Here is a 17,827-nt window from a genome sequence, read left to right on the forward strand (position 1 = left end):
TTATCGAATCACACCACGTTGGCTACGCGCAAAGAAATCCGGAAAGAGGTGTAACACGGGCTCGTTCTCGGCAGCTTGTGCAATACGTTGTTTGGCTTCTTCCAGCGGTAACCCTTCTCGATAGAGGGTTTTATAGGCACGCCGAATAATGCGAATTTGCTCACTGCTAAAACCACGACGTTTTAAGCCTTCGCTGTTAATAGTCGCGGGGCGAGCATGATTACCCGCTACTGTCACATAGGGCGGGACATCCTGCACGATAATCGACCCCCCTGCGCTCATCGCATGGGCCCCAATTTTGCAAAATTGATGTACCGCCGTCAGACCACCAAGGATCACCCAATCATCGACTTCGACATGACCAGCGAGGGTAGCGTTATTAGCCAAGATAGTATGGCTGCCAACAACACAGTCGTGAGCAATATGGACATAGGCCATAATCCAATTATCGTCACCGATACGGGTGATACCCTTATCTTGCACTGTACCGACACTAAGGGTGCAAAATTCGTGGATCGTATTGCCATGACCAATCCACAATTCGGTTGGCTCGCCACGATATTTTTTATCCTGAGGCGCACAACCCACTGCCGCATGGGAATGGATTACATTGTTTTCACCCAGATGCGTGCGGCCGCTGATTACCACATGCGCACCGATACGGCTGCCAGCGCCAATGGTGACCTCAGGCCCAATCACCGCGAAGGGGCCAACTTCAACAGAAGAGTCGAGCTGTGCTTGTGGATCGACAACAGCAGAAGGATGAATGGCCATGGTGTTAAATCTCCCGCCGCGCACACATTAAATCAGCCTCACAGGCCAATTCACCATCAACTAAGGCACGGGCGGAAAATTTGCCAATGCCGCGTGATACCCGCAACATTTCCACTTCAAAAATCAGTTGATCGCCCGGCACCACTTGACGTTTAAAACGCGCATTATCGATACCGACAAAGAAATACAGTGCGTTTTCTTGCCGTACATCACCATCATGGGTTTTGATGGCTAAAATACCTGCCGCTTGTGCCAAGGCTTCAATAATCAATACCCCCGGCATCACCGGATATTGTTCAAAATGTCCCACAAAAAATTGTTCATTCACGGTCACATTTTTTAATGCTTTAACGCGCTTGCCTTTTTCCAGTTCTAGTACGCGATCAACCAGCAAAAAAGGATAGCGGTGAGGCAACAATTTCATAATGTCGCGAATGTCGATCTGGGTTTCGATGTCGGTTGTTTGTAGCGAAGTATCGCTCATAATCAAGTCCTAAGAATGAGTCTCTGACGCAGCCTGCTGCGCCTCCAACGTCTTAACGCGTTGGTATAATCGATCAAGCTGACGCAATTGCGCAGCGTTATGGGTCCATTCACGATGGGTCGCTAATGGATAAACAGCGGTGTAATGTCCGGGTTCACGGATGGACTTCGCCACCAATGTTCCGCCCGAGATATGCACACGGTCACCAATTTGCAGATGACCAGAAATCATGCCGGCGCCCCCCACCATACAGTAGGCACCAATACGCGTTGAACCAGCCACCCCGACACACGCCGCCATCGCGGTATATTTGCCAACACGGACGTTATGGGCAATTTGAATTTGATTATCCAAACGCGCACCATATTCAATCACCGTATCGGCTAAAGCACCGCGATCGATGGTGGTATTGGCGCCAACATGAACATTGTCTTCAATCACCACTCGGCCAATTTGTGGAATATCGAACCACCCTTCCTCAGCCCCAGCCCATGCCATACCAAACCCATCGGCACCAATGACCGCGCCACTGTGAATCACACAGCGCGCACCAATTCGGCAATCACGGTAAACCGTGACACGGGGATGTAATACCGTGCCAGCACCGATTTCTACCCCATCCCCCACCACACAACCGGCATGAATCACAACATCATCAGCGATTTTGACCCCCACACCGATTACCACTTGGGCGGCAATATGTACCGATGGTGCAATGTCGCTGTGATCACCGATGACGGCAGAGGAATGAATTGTCGGTGTATAACGCGGTTGTGGATGCAGTAACCGCGCAACTTTAGCAAAATAGAGATACGGATCTGCAGCCAGAATCGCACTATTAGGCACCTGCTCTGCCAATTCTGGACGCACAATCACTGCTGAAGCGCGACAAGCGGCCAATTGCTGGCGATATTTGGGATTGGCCAGAAAAGCGATATCACCATCGCCAGCGGTTTCCAGTGGTGCGACAGCCTTAATCTGCACATCCTCACCACGCCACTCTCCACCGAGCGCCGCCACCAACTCGGATAAATGAAACCCCACGGTTTGGCTCATTTATCCAACTCCTTCAACACTCGGTCGGTTAAGTCATAGCGCGGGCTGACATACACAGCATCTTGCAAAATCAAATCAAACTGATCTTGCGCTGCCAACTGACGAATAGCGCGGTTTGCACGGTCGCGTACAGCAGCAAATTCTTCATTGCGGCGCAATGCCAAGTCCTCACGGAACTCACGCTGTTTTGCTTGAAACTCACGATCTAGCTGTGCCAGCTCGCGCTCACGGTTGCGGCGTTCGCTGTCGTCCGGCTTCATTTTTTCAATGCGACTTTGCAAATCACGCGCACGCGCTGCCAACTTTTTCAGCTCTTGTTCGCGCTGAGCAAACTCACGTTCTAGGCGTTGTTGTGCCAATACTGCTGGTTTTGCCTCACTGTAAATCCGTTCAGTGCTGACATAACCAAACTTAAATTCAGCGGCTGCCGCTGGCCATGCCAACAGCAAGCCTAAGATTGCTAAGCCCGTGCTTATCCGTTTTTTCATGGTCAACCTTTGTCCTTAGAACGTGGTGCCCAATGTAAATTGGAAACGCTGTAGCTTGTCGTCTTCTTTCTTACGTAAGGGATAGGCCAAGCTAAATTTCATCGGGCCGATTGGCGACAACCAAGTCAGAGCAGCACCGGCAGAGTAGCGAATCTCGTCAGAAGCACCGGTCTTAATCTCGCCCCCCCACAATGTCCCAGCATCGACAAAGGCACTGGCACGAATGGTCTTATCGTCTTTCATCCCGGGGAAGGGGAACAGCAATTCGGCACTGGCCACCGCACGCCGCGTTCCGCCATAAGCATCGCCATTTTCGTCTTTTGGACCAATGGTGCCGGTTTCAAATCCTCGCAATGAACCAATCCCACCCAAGAAGAAGTTTTGGTAGAACGGCATTTTTTCTGTGCTGCCGTAAGGTTGAACAAAGCTCAACTCACCCGACAACGCCAAAGTAAAGGTTTTTGATAAGGGGAAGAACCATTGTTGTGCGTGAACAAATTTACCGTATTCAATATCGCCACCGGGTAAGCCAAATTCGGTGTTCACTCGCATCACCCGACCTTTTGTAGGCCACAGGGCGCTATCACGGGTATCACGTGCCCAACCGGCGCGGGCTAACCATGTCAGGTTGCTCTTGCCGAAATCGCGCACAAAATCACGATAGCGAATTGGACTGTCCTCAAACACTTCAACCTTATTGTGTTCTGCACCCAAACTAAAGTTGACAGTATCGTATTCGGTAATCGGTACGCCGAAACGGACAGCAAAACCCGAGGTATCGGTCTGGTAGTTGTAGCGATCAATGTTATTCGGGGTATAACGACGTGTGTAAACGTCATAACCAAGTGACACGCCGTCAATGGTGAAATACGGATCGGTAAACGACAGGTTGAGATAACGATTTAATTTGGACGTATTAAACGAAGCACTGACCGCTTTACCTGAACCAAAGAAGTTAGACTGTGAAATCCCTGCGGATAAGATCAGCCCTTCATTTTGGGCATAACCGGCCCCTAACGTCACATTACCTGTTGGCTTTTCTTTCACCGAGAAGTTGACATCGACTTGGTCAGCGGTGTCAGGCACAGGTGGGGTTTCGACGTTGACATCGGTAAAGTAACCCAGCAAATCAACCCGTTCTTTAGACCGCTTAATTTTTGCCGAGTCATACCAACCGCCCTCAACCTGCCGCATCTCACGCCGAATCACCTCATCACGAGTACGCGTATTGCCCACAATGTTAATGCGGCGTACATAACTGCGCTTACCGGGATCGACAAAGAAGGTAAACGCCACTTGTTGTTTATCGCGATCAACCTGTGGTGCAACGTTGATATTGGCAAAGGCGTAGCCTTCTTGTCCTAAACGTTCACTTAATGCCGAGACCGAACCATTCACCTTGTCTCGCGTAAAGGTATCGCCGGTTTTGATTTGCAATAAATTACGCATTTCTGGCTCGGCAACAATTAAATCACCCGCCAGTTTGACATCAGAAACGGTGTATTTTGCCCCTTCGGTGATATTGACCGTGAGGAACATATCTTGTTTATCAGGGCTAATACTGACTTGGGTAGAGTCAATCGAAAACTCAAAGTAGCCTTGATTCAGATAAAAAGCACGTAACTTTTCTAAGTCACCAGATAATTTTGGTTTGGAATATTGATCGTCCTTCGTAAACCAAGATAACCAGCCGCCTGTCGATAACGAAAACTCTTTTAATAAATCTTTTTCTTCAAAGGCACGATTACCGACAATTCGAATCGATTTGATGCGTGCTGCCGCACCTTCGTTAATATCAAACGTAATCGCGACACGGTTACGCTCCAGTGGCGTGACTTTGGTATTGACTTCAACCGAGTATTTACCTCGGCTGTAGTATTGACGTTTTAATTCTTGTGTCGCCAAATCGAGCAAAGCACGGTCGAAAATCCGTGATTCGGCTAATCCATTTTCTTTTAAGGCTTTTTTCAGTTGGTCTTTATCAAACTCTTTTGAGCCGTTGATGATCAACTCGGCCACCACTGGACGTTCAGCCACCGAGACAATCAACACATCGCCTTCGTGCTCAATCCGCACATCGTTAAAGAAGCCGGTTGCAAACAGCGCTTTAATCGACGCTTCTGCACGCGCATCAGTGAACGTATCACCGACCTTAATCGGTAAATAGTTGAACACCGTGCCAGGCTCAGTACGTTGTACGCCTTCGACACGAATATCCTTCACCACAAAGGAGGATGCAGCCCAGGCCGGAGCCATGGCCACGCTAACAGCAGCAGCAAGGTAGGAAAGTTTCATAGGAGGCGGTCATCCCGCGAAAAGACGGTTGAAATCGTTAAAAATCGCGAAGAGCATCAAGGTCAGTAACAACACCAAACCGACGCGATAGCCAAAAGCCTGAGCTTGTTCTGATAAAGGTTTTCCCTTCACCAGCTCGGCGACATGATACAGCAAGTGCCCCCCATCCAGCATAGGAATAGGCAACAGGTTTAACACAGCTAGGCTGACACTAATCAAAGCCAAAAACTCGACATAGGACGATACACCACGCCGTGCGGTTTGACCGGCAAAATCAGCGATGGTCAAAGGCCCACTGAGATTTTGCAAACTGACATCACCCAACACCATGCGATAGAACATCGAGAACGACAGGCGCACATCACGCCATGTCCGGCTTACCGCCACCACCAGTCCATCAATCGGGCCAGCTTGTTGTTCAAATTGCAGTTGTGCCAGCCAATCACGATCTACCTGTGGTGCAACACCAATACGAGGAATGCGTTGGCCGTTTGGGGTTTCTACCCAGTTTGGTACCACCGAGACAGTAAAACGCTCCGCACCACGCTGTATGGTTAACAACAGTGGCTGTTGTGATTGTCCTTGTTGACGCAGCGCACGAACTAAATCGCCCCACTCTTTGACGGTTTGTGAACCCACGGCTTCAATGGTGTCACCAATGCGCAGGCCAGCTTGAAAGGCGGGTGAGTCCGGTTCAAGCGCAGCCACTTGTGGCAATAAACGTTGTGGCAACAATCCCAGCCCAGCGACCGCTGCAGGTTCAGCGGAGAGGCCACTGTCTTTGGGCGGTGGCAAAGTACGGGTACCGTATTCTGTATGCAGTTGAATCGCTTGTTCTGGCTGTGACAGTGCGTCAAGCAATGCCAAACGCAGCTCGGCCCAATCTTCGATGGTGGTTTCATTGACTCGCTCAACCCTGTCACCCGATTTCACGCCAGCCTGTGCCGCTGGGGTATCTGGCAACACCGTACCAATGAGAGGGCGCAAGGCTTCGGTACCCGACCACGCAAGCGCAGCATAAAACACCACCGCCAACAGCAAATTAGCCGCTGGCCCTGCCGCTACCACGGCCATCCGCGCCAAGACGGGTTGTGCCGCAAAGGTATGGGCACGCCAAGCCTCGGGCATCTGCGGTTCGTAAGTGTCTAGCATTTTGACATAACCACCGAGGGGGATGGGCGCCAATGTCCACTCAGTCCCATGACGATCACGCCAGCTAAACAGCGGTTTACCGAACCCCACCGAAAAGCGCAGAACATGAATCCCAGCACGCCGCGCCACCCAATAGTGGCCCAGCTCGTGAAATGTCACCAAGATACCAATGGCAACTAAGAACGCTAACACCGTGGTTAGCATGTGATTCGCTCCACGTGTTGCAAGGTGTAACTGCGTACAGCCTTATCCAAAGCAAACAAATCATCCAAACACCCACTGTTTGCGTGGGCAAAGTGTGTCAAAGCGTTTTCTACCAATTGGGGAATGGCAGTAAAGCGGATTTTTTCCGCTAAGAAAGCCGCCACTGCAATTTCGTTGGCGGCATTTAACACCGCTGGGGCATCAGCCCCCTGTTCTAATGCAGCAAAAGCCAAGCTTAATGCGGGGAAACGCACAAGGTCTGGTTGTTCAAATGTCAGTGGAGGCAAAGACAAAAAGTCTAAAGCGGCGACACCAGCCGAGATCCTCTCTGGCCATGCCAAAGCATGGGCAATCGGTGTCCGCATATCAGGGGTGCCCAATTGGGCTAAGACGGAGCCATCACGGTAGCGCACCATAGAATGAATCACACTTTGCGGATGCACCACCACTTCAATTTGCTCTGGTGTGGCATCAAACAGCCAGCGTGCTTCAATAACCTCTAAGCCTTTATTCATCAGCGAAGCTGAATCAACAGAAATTTTACGTCCCATCACCCAATTTGGATGCGCACAGGCTTGGGCAGGGGTCACTGAGGAGAGAGCATCAGCAGAGAGTTGTCGAAATGGGCCACCCGAGGCAGTGAGGATAATTTTCTCAACCCCTGCTTCAGCCAATGACACACAATCAGCAGGCAAAGATTGGAAAATCGCATTGTGTTCACTATCGATGGGCAATAAACGTGCGCCAGATTGTGCCACCGCTTCCATAAAAAAGCGGCCGGCCATAACCAAGGCTTCTTTATTGGCCAATAAAACCTTTTTTCCCGCTTGTGCCGCTGCCAAGGCTGGCGGTAAACCCGCCGCCCCGACAATCGCCGCCATCACGGCATCCACCTCGGGATGAGCGGCAATATCTCGCAATGCCTCAGCCCCGTATAACACTTCTGTAGTGCACCCTTGTTCACTCAGGCGCTGTTGTAGCTGGGCAGCGCTTGAAGCTTCGAGCGTCACGGCATAACGAGGATGAAATTGGACACACTGCTGTGCCAATTTATCAATTTGTTGTCCACCGCTTAATGCAAAAACTTGATAGCGGTCGGGGTGTCGCGCCACGACATCGAGGGTATTGACGCCAATCGTCCCTGTCGCACCCAAAACCGTCAGTAATTGTGGCGAGGAAGAAGACATTTGCTGTTTCACGCGATAATCCCGTTCATGTTTGCGATTGGATAACACACTAGAAGGCAGAGAGATAAGCTTGTAACGCCGCCGCAACTGCCAACACGGCAATCAAACTATCAATTCTATCCAGCACGCCACCATGCCCCGGCAGTAATTGGCTAGAGTCTTTCATCCCCGCTTGACGTTTAAACCATGATTCTAATAAATCACCCACAATACTCACTGCGGTCAGCGCCCACGCTACGACCACCCACATCCAAACCGGCAACGCCCACGGCTGTAACAATTTGGTTTGCGCCAAAATAGCAGCATAAATCGCTACCGCGACCAAAGCCCCATAAACCCCTTCCCAACTTTTGCCAGGGCTAATTGCTGGAGCTAATTTACGACGGCCAAAGGTTTTGCCAGAAAAATAGGCAGCCGTATCAGCCAACCAAACCAAGGCCATCAAAGCCAGCAACAAACTGGCAGCAGTTGGACTAGGGCGCCATGTTTGTAAGGCACTCCAAGCCGGTAACAACAATAACCATCCCAACCCCATTGCTAACAGAGGTTGCTGTAACAGTGACCAACGCTGTTTTAGCCATAGCGGTGCCACCACAAACCAAAACACTAACACCATGCCATGCACAACCAGTGGCAAAGAATAAGCCACCGTTGCAGAGAACGTAGCCCACGCCCCAAGGCCAGCGCATGACAGCACAAGATAGGTGATTTGTTGTAGACGAGATAACTTGACTAGGCGTGACCATTCCCACAGCCCTAGTACAGTAATCAGCGCAGTAAACGCAGCCCATTGCCGAGAATCAAAAGCAAACAAGGCCGCTAACATCACTGGCAATAACACCAGAGCAGTCAGGACACGCAATTTCAGCATAAGACTAATCCAAGCGACGCAGCGCGGGGTCAAGCTGTTCGCTGGTGCGGCCAAAGCGACGTTCGCGACAACGATAAGAATGCATAGCCGCTTCGAGCGCAGCGCGGTCGAAATCTGGCCATAAAGTTTCGGTGAAATACAACTCGGCATAAGCCAGCTGCCACAGCAAGAAATTACTCACTCGCTGCTCACCACCTGTGCGAATAAATAAATCAGGTTCAGGTGCCTGACCTAAGCACAAATAGGGCTGAAGGTCAGCTTCTTGTACCGGTTGAGAAGGATCGTGACCTGCGGCAAGCAGCTGGTTGACGGCATGTAAGATGTCCCACCGCCCACCGTAGTCGGCAGCAACGGTCAGTACCAAACCTTGGTTATGCGCTGTACGCGCTTCAGCCGCCTCGATACGCGCCACCAAGTCGGCAGAAAAACGGGCACGGTTCCCAATCACTTGCAGGCGAATATCATTGCGGTGGAGGCGCTCTACCTCGCGCTCAAGCACATCCAAGAATAAGCCCATCAAAAAGGACACTTCTTCGAGTGGCCGTCGCCAATTTTCGCTTGAAAAGGCGAACAGCGTCAGGTATTGCACCCCAAGTTCAGAACAAGCGCGCACCGTGGCGCGCACTGCTTCCACCCCGCGTTTATGCCCCGCAATTCGGGGTAAAAAGCGGCGTTTTGCCCAGCGCCCATTGCCATCCATAATGATGGCAATGTGGCGGGGAACGGCATCTACCGTGGGCAGAGTTTGCGTGCTACTGGGCAAAGGGTAATGCTCCTTAGATTTCCATCAGCTCTTTTTCTTTTTCTGCCAAAGCTTTGTCGATTTCGGCGACAAACTTGTCAGTCAGCTTTTGGATGTCTTCTTGGGCACGACGCTCTTCGTCTTCGGTAATCGCTTTGTCTTTCAACAAATTTTTCAGATCGTTATTGCTATCACGGCGCACATTACGAACGGCCACACGGGCGTTTTCTGCTTCACCTTTCACGATTTTGGTTAAATCGCGACGACGTTCTTCAGTCAACATCGGCATTGGCACACGAATTAAATCGCCATTAGAAGCAGGATTCAGACCCAAATCAGAGTCACGAATCGCTTTTTCAATTTTTGCCGCCATGCCCTTTTCCCATGCTTGCACCCCGATGGTGCGCGCATCGATCAGCGTGACATTACCGACTTGGTTAATCGGTGTGGGCGAACCGTAATAATCGACAGTAATATGGTCGAGCAAACCGGTATGAGCGCGACCAGTCCGCACTTTGGTCAAATCGGTTTTGAAGGTTTCTAGGGTTTTTTGCATCCGCTGTTCAGCAGATTTTTTAACATCATTAATCATTGGAAATCACACTCCAAAGCAAGGGTTGGAGAAAAAAATGTTTAGCAGTGTACCAGTGTGCCTTCATCATCGCCAAGCACCACACGGCGCAGACCGCCTTCTTTGAAAATGCTAAACACTTTGATATTCAGTTTTTGGTCACGACATAATGCCAATGCAGTGGCATCCATGACTTTCAGATTTTTAATAATTGCTTCATCAAAAGTCAGTTTTTGATAACGGGTAGCTTCGGGATTTTTCTTTGGATCGTCCGTGTAAACGCCGTCAACCTTGGTGGCTTTTAACATTACATCGACATTCATTTCCATCCCACGCAACGCAGCAGCGGTGTCAGTGGTAAAGAAAGGATTACCAGTCCCTGCGGCAAAAATCACCACTTTGCCATCTTCCAAATACTGCAATGCCTTGCTGCGAATATAGGGCTCGGCAATCTGCTGCATGGTTAAGGCCGATTGCACACGAGCGGACATACCACGACGACTCATGGCATCTTTCAACGCCAGCGCATTCATCACGGTTGCCAACATCCCCATATAGTCTGCTGTGGCACGATCCATCCCAGCAGCAGTCGGTGCCACACCACGGAAGATATTGCCACCACCGATTACGATTGCAATTTGCACACCGAAAGCGAGCACTTCTTGAATTTGGGTCACAATTTGTTCGATGGTTTCACGGTTGATACCGTAGCTGTCATCCCCCATCAGGGCTTCGCCGGACAGTTTCAGCAGGATGCGCCGATAGGCCGGGGTGCGGGTTTCGCTCATGACTTAGACCTTTATAAATGCTTAAAAGATAAAACAGTGACAATCGGAATTGCCAAATCAGCAAACTTGAACCAAGCAAATTTCCTCATTTGGCATACCCAATCAGTATGTTCGAAAAAAGGCACCTCATAACCGAGGTGCCTTTTCGCGTAAGAAAACAGAAATTACGCTTTGCTTGCAGCAGCAGCGGCAGCAGCCACTTCAGCAGCGTAATCTTCCTGTTTTTTCTCGATGCCTTCGCCCACGATGAACATGGTGAAACGATTCACTTTCGAGGATTTTTCAGCCAACAGTTTTTCAACGGTTTGGTCTGGGTTTTTCACGAAAGCTTGGCCCAATAAGGTGACTTCGGCCAAGTATTTAGTGATACGACCTTCAACCATTTTCGCCACGATATCAGCAGGTTTGCCAGATTCAGCAGCTTGAGCGGTGTAGATACGACGTTCGGATTCTAAGGTTTCTGCAGGCACTTCATCTTTCGATACGCAGATTGGCTTAGAAGCTGCGATGTGCATTGCAATATCTTTACCCACTTGCTCTTCAGCACCGTCAAAATCAACCAACACGCCAATTTTCGAACCGTGCAGATAAGCAGCCAATTTGCCAGCGGTTTCATAGCGAACAAAGCGACGAACAGAGATGTTTTCGCCCAGTTTTGCGATCACTGCCTTACGTTCTGCTTCCAAAGCACCATCATTAGCAGCCATCAGCGCTTCAACATCAGCTGGGTTAACAGCCAACACCGATTTAGCAGCGGCATTGGCAAAAGCCAAGAAGCTGTCATCTTTTGCCACGAAGTCAGTTTCGCAGTTGACTTCTAACAACACGCCGTGTTGACCTTCGATCAAGTGAGCAATCACGCCTTCGGCAGCGGTACGGCCAGCCAATTTACCTGCTTTCGCACCCGATTTAATACGCAGGATTTCTTCAGCTTTTTTGATATCGCCTTCTGCTTCAACCAGGGCTTTTTTGCATTCCATCATGCCCAGACCGGTTGCGGCACGCAGATCGGCCACCATTTTTGCGCTAATTTCAGCCATTGAATGACTCCTGAATAAATAGAATTACGGTTGTGAGGCCACAGCCGTGAAAGATACGATTTTGGCAATTACCGTTTGATGACAAGCGGCAATAACGCCACATTCAAAAAAAGGGGCATACGCCCCTTTTTCCTTAGACTGTCTCGAGCAGATTACTCAGCAGCGGCAGCTTGTGCTTCAGCAGCAGCGGCAACCACTTCTTGCAGCGATTGTGCTTTGCCTTCCAACACGGCATCAGCGATACCACGAGCGTACAGACGAATTGCGCGAGCAGAGTCGTCGTTACCAGGGATCACATAGTTCACGCCGTCTGGGCTGTTGTTGGTATCCACCACGCCAATCACTGGAATACCCAGTTTTTGTGCTTCGCTCACTGCGCCTTTTTGGTAGCCAGTGTCGATAATGAAGATTGCGTCAGGCAAACCTTTCATTTCGCGGATACCGCCCAAGCTGCGGTCGAGTTTTTCGACTTCGCGTTGCAGGTCCAACATTTCTTTTTTGTTGTAACCGGCATCAGCATTGGTCAACAAGGCTTGTTTGTCTTCCAGACGCTTGATCGATTGTTTGACGGTTTTGAAGTTAGTCAACATACCGCCCAACCAGCGTTGGTCAACGTAAGGCATACCAGCGCGTGCGGCTTCTTCGCGCACGATGTCACGAGCTTGACGCTTTGTACCCACGAACAACACGGTACCTTTGTTTGCAGTCAAACGACGCACATAGTTTTGTGCTTCGAGGAACAAAGGCAGGGTTTTTTCGAGGTTGATGATATGAATCTTGTTGCGGCTGCCAAAAATGTACTGAGACATTTTTGGGTTCCAGAAGCGAGTTTGGTGACCAAAGTGCACGCCAGCTTCGAGCATTTGGCGCATAGTAACTTGAGTGGACATCAGTAATTCCTGAAAATCAAAGGGTTATTCCGCCATTCGCGCGGTTGACCTAAAGGCACCCTTTGGCGCGAATGTGAGTAATACGCGCTAACTCATTAGCGCGGCGCGAGAGGATAGCACAGAAGGCACAACCGCTTCAATGTAAAACTAACGCGGCGGTAACGGCAAAATGGCACTGCCGTCATATACCAACAAGGCAAACAGCTGTTCGCTTAGCCCACGTAACTGTTGCAACTGCGCACCATCCGTAGGCATGTCTTGCTGTTGTTGGCCGAGTAATTGGCGTGCTAATTGATGAATTTCGCGATGTAAACGGTCGATTTCAGCAAACAATGCTGGCGAACCATAGCGGGTTAAATCTTCTTGCAACAGCCATTGACCAAAACGGCATTGCGTTTCATCTAATGCAGGCAAAGGTATGGCAGAAGGGACGGATGAGAGGTGTGATTCAATTGCACGAATCCACGCCCGATGTTCCACCGCTGCAAATAATAATGGCAATAGATCACGGCTGGCCCGCGAAAGACTGCGCCAGCGCACAGGCGGCTGCCAAGTTGCCAACCACGCCGCCACCTGTTCCGCCGGCATGGGATGTGCAATAGCAAACCCCTGCGCCAACTCACATCCTAAACGTAATAAAAAATTACCTTGCTCTTCTGACTCCACGCCCTCTGCCACCACACGGCAGCGGAAAGCATGAGCCAGCCCTAACACGCCCTCGAGCATCGCCAAATCATCAGGGTCGTTCAACATATTGCCAACAAAACGATGATCAATTTTAAGCTGACTGGCGGACAGACGGCGGATATAGTCAAGCGAACTATAACCAGTGCCAAAATCATCCAATGCCACAGCCACCCCCAAGGCATTGCAGGCGCGAATCGCCTCCGATGTCGCCGCCATATCATCGAGTGCGCTGGTTTCTATGATTTCTAAACACAGACTAAAACGCGGTAATTCGGGGTAACGCGCCAGCACCTCACCCAAAAATGGCAGAAATGCAGACGATTGAAATTGTCGGGCACTCAGATTGACACTGACAGAAATCGATAAACCTTGCGTTTGCCATTGCAACATTTGTTGTAGCGCGGAATGCACCACCCATTCACCCAGCTGCAAACACAACTTATCATTATCTAAAATAGGTAGAAAATCTCGCGGTAAAACAACCGTGTCTGAATCGGGCTGCCAGCGCAACAGTGCCTCGACCGCCATCAGTTCACCCGTGCGCATATTGACTTGTGGCTGATACAACAAGAAAAATTCGCCCAAAGTAAATGCTTGGTGCAAACGTTCTAAGCGTTGATGCAACTCACGCGCCCGTTTGTCTTCTTCGGGATCAAAAAAACGATAGCGATTCTTACCGCTTTGTTTCGCACGATACATCGCTTGATCGGCTTGGCGGAGTAGAAAATCGGCATCAACCGCGCCATGCACAGGATAGAGGGCAACCCCAATGCTGGCCGACACTTGCAGCTGTGCATCACCAAATGCCACCGGCTGTGCTGCCGCCCCTAACAGACGATCAAGCAAGATGATCGTATCAGCATGTTCCGATAGATCGGTGACCACCGCCACGAATTCATCACCACCTAACCGTGCGACGGTATCGGTCTCTCGTAAGGCTTGCCGCATTCGCCGCGCCACAGTGGTCAACAGCACGTCACCTGCTTGATGACCATAGGTGTCATTCACCGCCTTGAAGCCATCCAAATCAATATAAATCAAGGCAATTTTGCTATTTTGGCGATGGGTATGACGCATTTCTTGGCTCAGACGATCAGCCAACAAAGCGCGGTTTGGCAAACCCGTCAAAGCATCAAAATGGGCCAGCCGTTCTAGTTGTTGTTGTTGCTGTTTTTGTAGCGTGATATCCGTAAAGAAACAGACATAATGAGAAATCACCCCACGACCATCGTAAACCGCACTGATCATCAACTGGGCAATAAACAATTCACCATTCTTACGCTGATTCCACACCTCACCCTGCCATTGCCCCTGCTGTTGGAGATATGACCATAGATTGTCATCAAAAGCGGCTTGATGCTGCGGCGCATTCAACAAATAGGGAGGTTGATTGAGTAGCTCATCGCGGGGATAACCAGTCATATCACTCAAAGCAGCATTACATTCGATGATATGACCATCCGGCGCGGTAATCATGATGCCTTCAGAGGCGTGGGTAAACACCGTTGCGGCAAGGCGCGCATCCGCTTCACGATCATGTCGCAGGATGGCATAGCGGATGGCTTTTCTGACGTTACTGCCATCGGTGCCTTTACTGAGAAAATCTTCTGCGCCGGCGGCAATCGCTGTTTGAATGGTTTCGTGCTGGTCCAACCCTGTTAGCACCACAATCGGCGCATCAGGTAATAATTTACGGCAGCTGGCCACCGTTGAGATGCCAAAAGAATCTGGCAAATTAAGGTCGAGCAATACCACATCGGGGTGAATCCCTTGGTGGATTTTGCGTTCAGCTGCCGCCAGACTTTCGACAATATGAACATCAAATGCGGTTGGACTGCGCTCTAAAAGCTGCCATCGAATCAGTTGTGCATCACCAGGATCATCCTCGATCACAAGCACAACAGGGCAAGCGGCGGGTGTGCTGGTAGGATCGGGATACATGGATTTTTCCTATGTGAAGAACAAAAAAGACTGAAAGCATATCAAATTTTCATCAAGCAACCAAAGCATCTATTGCCATTTCTGGTTGAGCTTGCCATTTTGGCAACGAAAAATAAAACATACTGCCACACCCTTCGCCAGCAGATTCAATCCAAATTTTTCCACCATGTCGCTCAACAATTTTACGGCACACCGCCAGCCCCACCCCGCTGCCCTCATATTCATTACGAGTATGCAAACGCTGAAAGACTTTGAACAAGCGGTGGAATTGGTTTGGTGCAACACCAATCCCATTATCTTTGACACAAAATAACCACCCTTCCTCATCCTTCGCTTCTACGGTGATGACGATATGGGGGGTGCGATCTCGTGCGCGATATTTGATTGCGTTACCAATTAAATTTTGAAATAAACGGGTCAGTTCATCACGAGAGGCGTGTAATTGTGGCCACTCGCCAAGGATGTCGATGTGCGCTTGTGCTTCATGAATCGCTGGCGACAAAAAATGTAATGCTTCATCAAGACGTTCACGACTGTCCACTACGGCCAAAGGTGACCCTTTGCGCCCAACCCGAGAGTATTCCAACAACGACACCAACATCTGATCCATACGCAACGCACCATCACGAACAAAGAACATCATCTGTTGTGTATCGGTGTTGAGATGTTGTGCCAAACTTTGTTCCAACAGTTGCACATAGCTGCTGATCATTCGCAGGGGTTGGCGTAGATCATGCGAAGCAACATAGGCAAACTGTTCTAATTCGGCATTGGAACGAGCCAGTTCCTCGCGTTGTAGCGCCAATAAACGTTCGGTTTCTTTACGTTGCGTAATGTCGCGATAAATCGCCAAGAAGTGAGGCTGATTTTCTAATTCCACCCGTTGCACTGTGACATGGACAGTGATCAGACTGCCATCTTGCTTGCGGTGTAGCGTTTCAAAATCGTCATAACCCTCGGTTAACAGATGTTCGAAACGAGCAGCAGTTTCTTCTGGATGTTCATAGGCATCGTATGCTGGAATCGGCAAAAGCGCGAAATCGTCTGCGCTATAACCCAGCTGTTGATGGGCAGCAGGATTGAATTGCACAGGTAAAGCGGTTTCAGGGTCGATCAATACCACCCCATCTGGCAACATATCGAACAGACTACGCATCCGTGCCTCGCTGCTACGTAAGGCAAACTCGGCTTGTTTACGGCGGCTGATATCAGTATGGGTGCCAGCCATCCACAGTGGTTTACCTTCTGCATCCCATGAAATAACCTTGCCACGGTCTAACACCCACACCCAATGCCCTTCACGGTGCAGCATCCTGACTTCAACCTCGTAACAATCTATTTCACCTGCAAAGTGCGCGTTGAGTAAGGATTCTGAGGCGGCAAAATCTTCTGGATGGGCAAACTTTAACCATGTGTTGATGTTGATGGGTTGGAGTTCGTCTAATCGATAGCCAATGATTTCTGCCCATCGTTCATTAAAACGGGTTTCACCTGAAGGAATATGCCATTCCCACGTACCAACACCGGTTCCCCACAAAATATTGCTTAAACGCTGCCGTTCTTGTTCAAGATGGTGTTCCAGCGTTTTGAGATGGGTTTGGTCAAACAAATAGCCACGGATATGCAGCAGTTCACCTTTGTCATCGAATACCAGACGGGTGAAGTCGTAATACCAGCGGTAGTCACCGTCCTTGTGTTGAATTCGATAGCTTTGTTCAAAGTGCAGCGTCTTGGAATGAATATAAGATGCCACCTCGGCTGCGACTCGAGATTGATCTTCAGGATGAATTAAATCAAAGAAGTGGAAATCATCAGCAAAGACTTCGTGTTTTTGATAGCCGAGCACCGCCGCCACGTTATCGGACACATGACGCAACGGCCATCCGGGTGTGGGTTGCCAACTCATCACGGTCACCGGGCCAGAAGCAAAGAGTTGGAGCTCTTCTTCTAGATGTTGTTGTGCGATTTTGCGTAGGCCAATATCGTGCCAAGTGACCAAGACACAGTCTTCACCCTCAGCAGAAAACGAAGATAGTGAGACCTCAGCAAAAAATAAGCTGCCGTCAGCACGAATATGAGTCCATTCGAAGCGTTGTTGTGGTTCACCATCACTTAACAATTGCATCAAACTACTGGCTTTTTGCTCGGATAATTCGCCATCTGGCTGATAACGTGGCGATAATTCACCCGGGGTTTTACCAATAATGGCATGGCTATCACCATAGCCTAAGATATTCAGCGCAATCGGATTGCAATCGACAAATCGACCTTGTCGAATCACCAGCGCAGGTTCAGGAAAATGATGTAATACCAAACGAAGGTAGTGATGTTTTTTCTGGCTTGTTTGCCATTGCCACCAAAGCACAGCGCAAAGGCACAACAACAGGAAGGCGATCAACCATGGAAACAACGGTGAAGCCATGATGACAGACTCTGAGTAAGGTCGAGTATTTGCTATCGCAGCACCACTAACGATAGCACCTATTAACAGCAAACAAATCTGTCCCCAGACACGAGACACGAGACACGAGACACGAGACACGAGACACGAGACACGAGACACGAGACACGAGACACGAGACACGAGACACGAGACACGAGACACGAGACACGAGACACGAGACACGAGACACGAGACACGAGACACGAGACACGAG

15 protein-coding genes are annotated in these 17,827 nt (G+C 49.8%); all 15 read right to left on the reverse strand.

Annotated elements, in window-relative coordinates:
• Positions 1 to 774, reverse strand: a complete 774-nt coding sequence (lpxA, locus tag ACYVJG_RS09195) for an acyl-ACP--UDP-N-acetylglucosamine O-acyltransferase (protein ID WP_460430793.1) — start codon at positions 772 to 774, stop codon at positions 1 to 3.
• A 4-nt stretch (positions 775 to 778) separates the two neighbouring features.
• On the reverse strand, positions 779 to 1,258 hold the full coding sequence (fabZ, locus tag ACYVJG_RS09200; RefSeq protein ID WP_022653111.1) for a 3-hydroxyacyl-ACP dehydratase FabZ: 480 nt from the start codon (positions 1,256 to 1,258) through the stop codon (positions 779 to 781).
• A 9-nt stretch (positions 1,259 to 1,267) separates the two neighbouring features.
• Entirely contained in the window at positions 1,268 to 2,314 is a 1,047-nt protein-coding gene (gene lpxD, locus ACYVJG_RS09205; protein WP_460430794.1) for a UDP-3-O-(3-hydroxymyristoyl)glucosamine N-acyltransferase, read from the reverse strand.
• Positions 2,311 to 2,802 (reverse strand): OmpH/Skp family outer membrane protein, encoded by a 492-nt coding sequence (locus ACYVJG_RS09210; RefSeq protein ID WP_460430795.1) that lies wholly within the window; start codon positions 2,800 to 2,802, stop codon positions 2,311 to 2,313. The genes lpxD and ACYVJG_RS09210 overlap by 4 nt, the downstream gene beginning before the upstream one ends.
• Positions 2,803 to 2,817: 15 nt before the next feature.
• Positions 2,818 to 5,097 carry an outer membrane protein assembly factor BamA gene (gene bamA / locus ACYVJG_RS09215; protein WP_460430796.1) on the reverse strand — a complete coding sequence of 760 codons (2,280 nt, stop codon included), beginning with the start codon at positions 5,095 to 5,097 and terminating at the stop codon, positions 2,818 to 2,820.
• A 9-nt stretch (positions 5,098 to 5,106) separates the two neighbouring features.
• Positions 5,107 to 6,453 (reverse strand): RIP metalloprotease RseP, encoded by a 1,347-nt coding sequence (gene rseP, locus ACYVJG_RS09220; RefSeq protein WP_460430797.1) that lies wholly within the window; start codon positions 6,451 to 6,453, stop codon positions 5,107 to 5,109.
• Complete coding sequence (ispC, locus tag ACYVJG_RS09225; protein WP_460430798.1) at positions 6,447 to 7,640, reverse strand: 1-deoxy-D-xylulose-5-phosphate reductoisomerase; 1,194 nt, start codon at positions 7,638 to 7,640, stop codon at positions 6,447 to 6,449. The genes rseP and ispC overlap by 7 nt, the downstream gene beginning before the upstream one ends.
• Before the next feature lie 49 nt (positions 7,641 to 7,689).
• Entirely contained in the window at positions 7,690 to 8,511 is an 822-nt protein-coding gene (locus ACYVJG_RS09230; RefSeq protein ID WP_460430799.1) for a phosphatidate cytidylyltransferase, read from the reverse strand.
• Positions 8,512 to 8,515: 4 nt separating this feature from the next.
• Entirely contained in the window at positions 8,516 to 9,274 is a 759-nt protein-coding gene (uppS, locus tag ACYVJG_RS09235; protein ID WP_460430800.1) for a polyprenyl diphosphate synthase, read from the reverse strand.
• Positions 9,275 to 9,287: 13 nt separating this feature from the next.
• Positions 9,288 to 9,845, reverse strand: coding sequence for a ribosome recycling factor (gene frr / locus ACYVJG_RS09240; RefSeq protein ID WP_022653120.1), 558 nt, complete (start codon positions 9,843 to 9,845; stop codon positions 9,288 to 9,290).
• A 41-nt stretch (positions 9,846 to 9,886) separates the two neighbouring features.
• The gene (gene pyrH, locus ACYVJG_RS09245) at positions 9,887 to 10,612 is read right to left on the reverse strand and encodes a UMP kinase (RefSeq protein WP_460430801.1); all 726 of its coding nucleotides are present in this window, start codon (positions 10,610 to 10,612) and stop codon (positions 9,887 to 9,889) included.
• Positions 10,613 to 10,776: 164 nt separating this feature from the next.
• Positions 10,777 to 11,652 carry a translation elongation factor Ts gene (tsf, locus tag ACYVJG_RS09250; protein ID WP_460430802.1) on the reverse strand — a complete coding sequence of 292 codons (876 nt, stop codon included), beginning with the start codon at positions 11,650 to 11,652 and terminating at the stop codon, positions 10,777 to 10,779.
• A 152-nt stretch (positions 11,653 to 11,804) separates the two neighbouring features.
• Positions 11,805 to 12,542 carry a 30S ribosomal protein S2 gene (gene rpsB / locus ACYVJG_RS09255; protein WP_460430803.1) on the reverse strand — a complete coding sequence of 246 codons (738 nt, stop codon included), beginning with the start codon at positions 12,540 to 12,542 and terminating at the stop codon, positions 11,805 to 11,807.
• Between the two features lie 147 nt (positions 12,543 to 12,689).
• Positions 12,690 to 15,170, reverse strand: a complete 2,481-nt coding sequence (locus ACYVJG_RS09260) for an EAL domain-containing protein (protein ID WP_460430804.1) — start codon at positions 15,168 to 15,170, stop codon at positions 12,690 to 12,692.
• Between the two features lie 52 nt (positions 15,171 to 15,222).
• Positions 15,223 to 17,592 carry a PAS domain-containing sensor histidine kinase gene (locus ACYVJG_RS09265; protein ID WP_460430805.1) on the reverse strand — a complete coding sequence of 790 codons (2,370 nt, stop codon included), beginning with the start codon at positions 17,590 to 17,592 and terminating at the stop codon, positions 15,223 to 15,225.
• Positions 17,593 to 17,827 lie beyond the last annotated feature (235 nt).

The organism is Aquaspirillum soli (assembly GCF_054781915.1).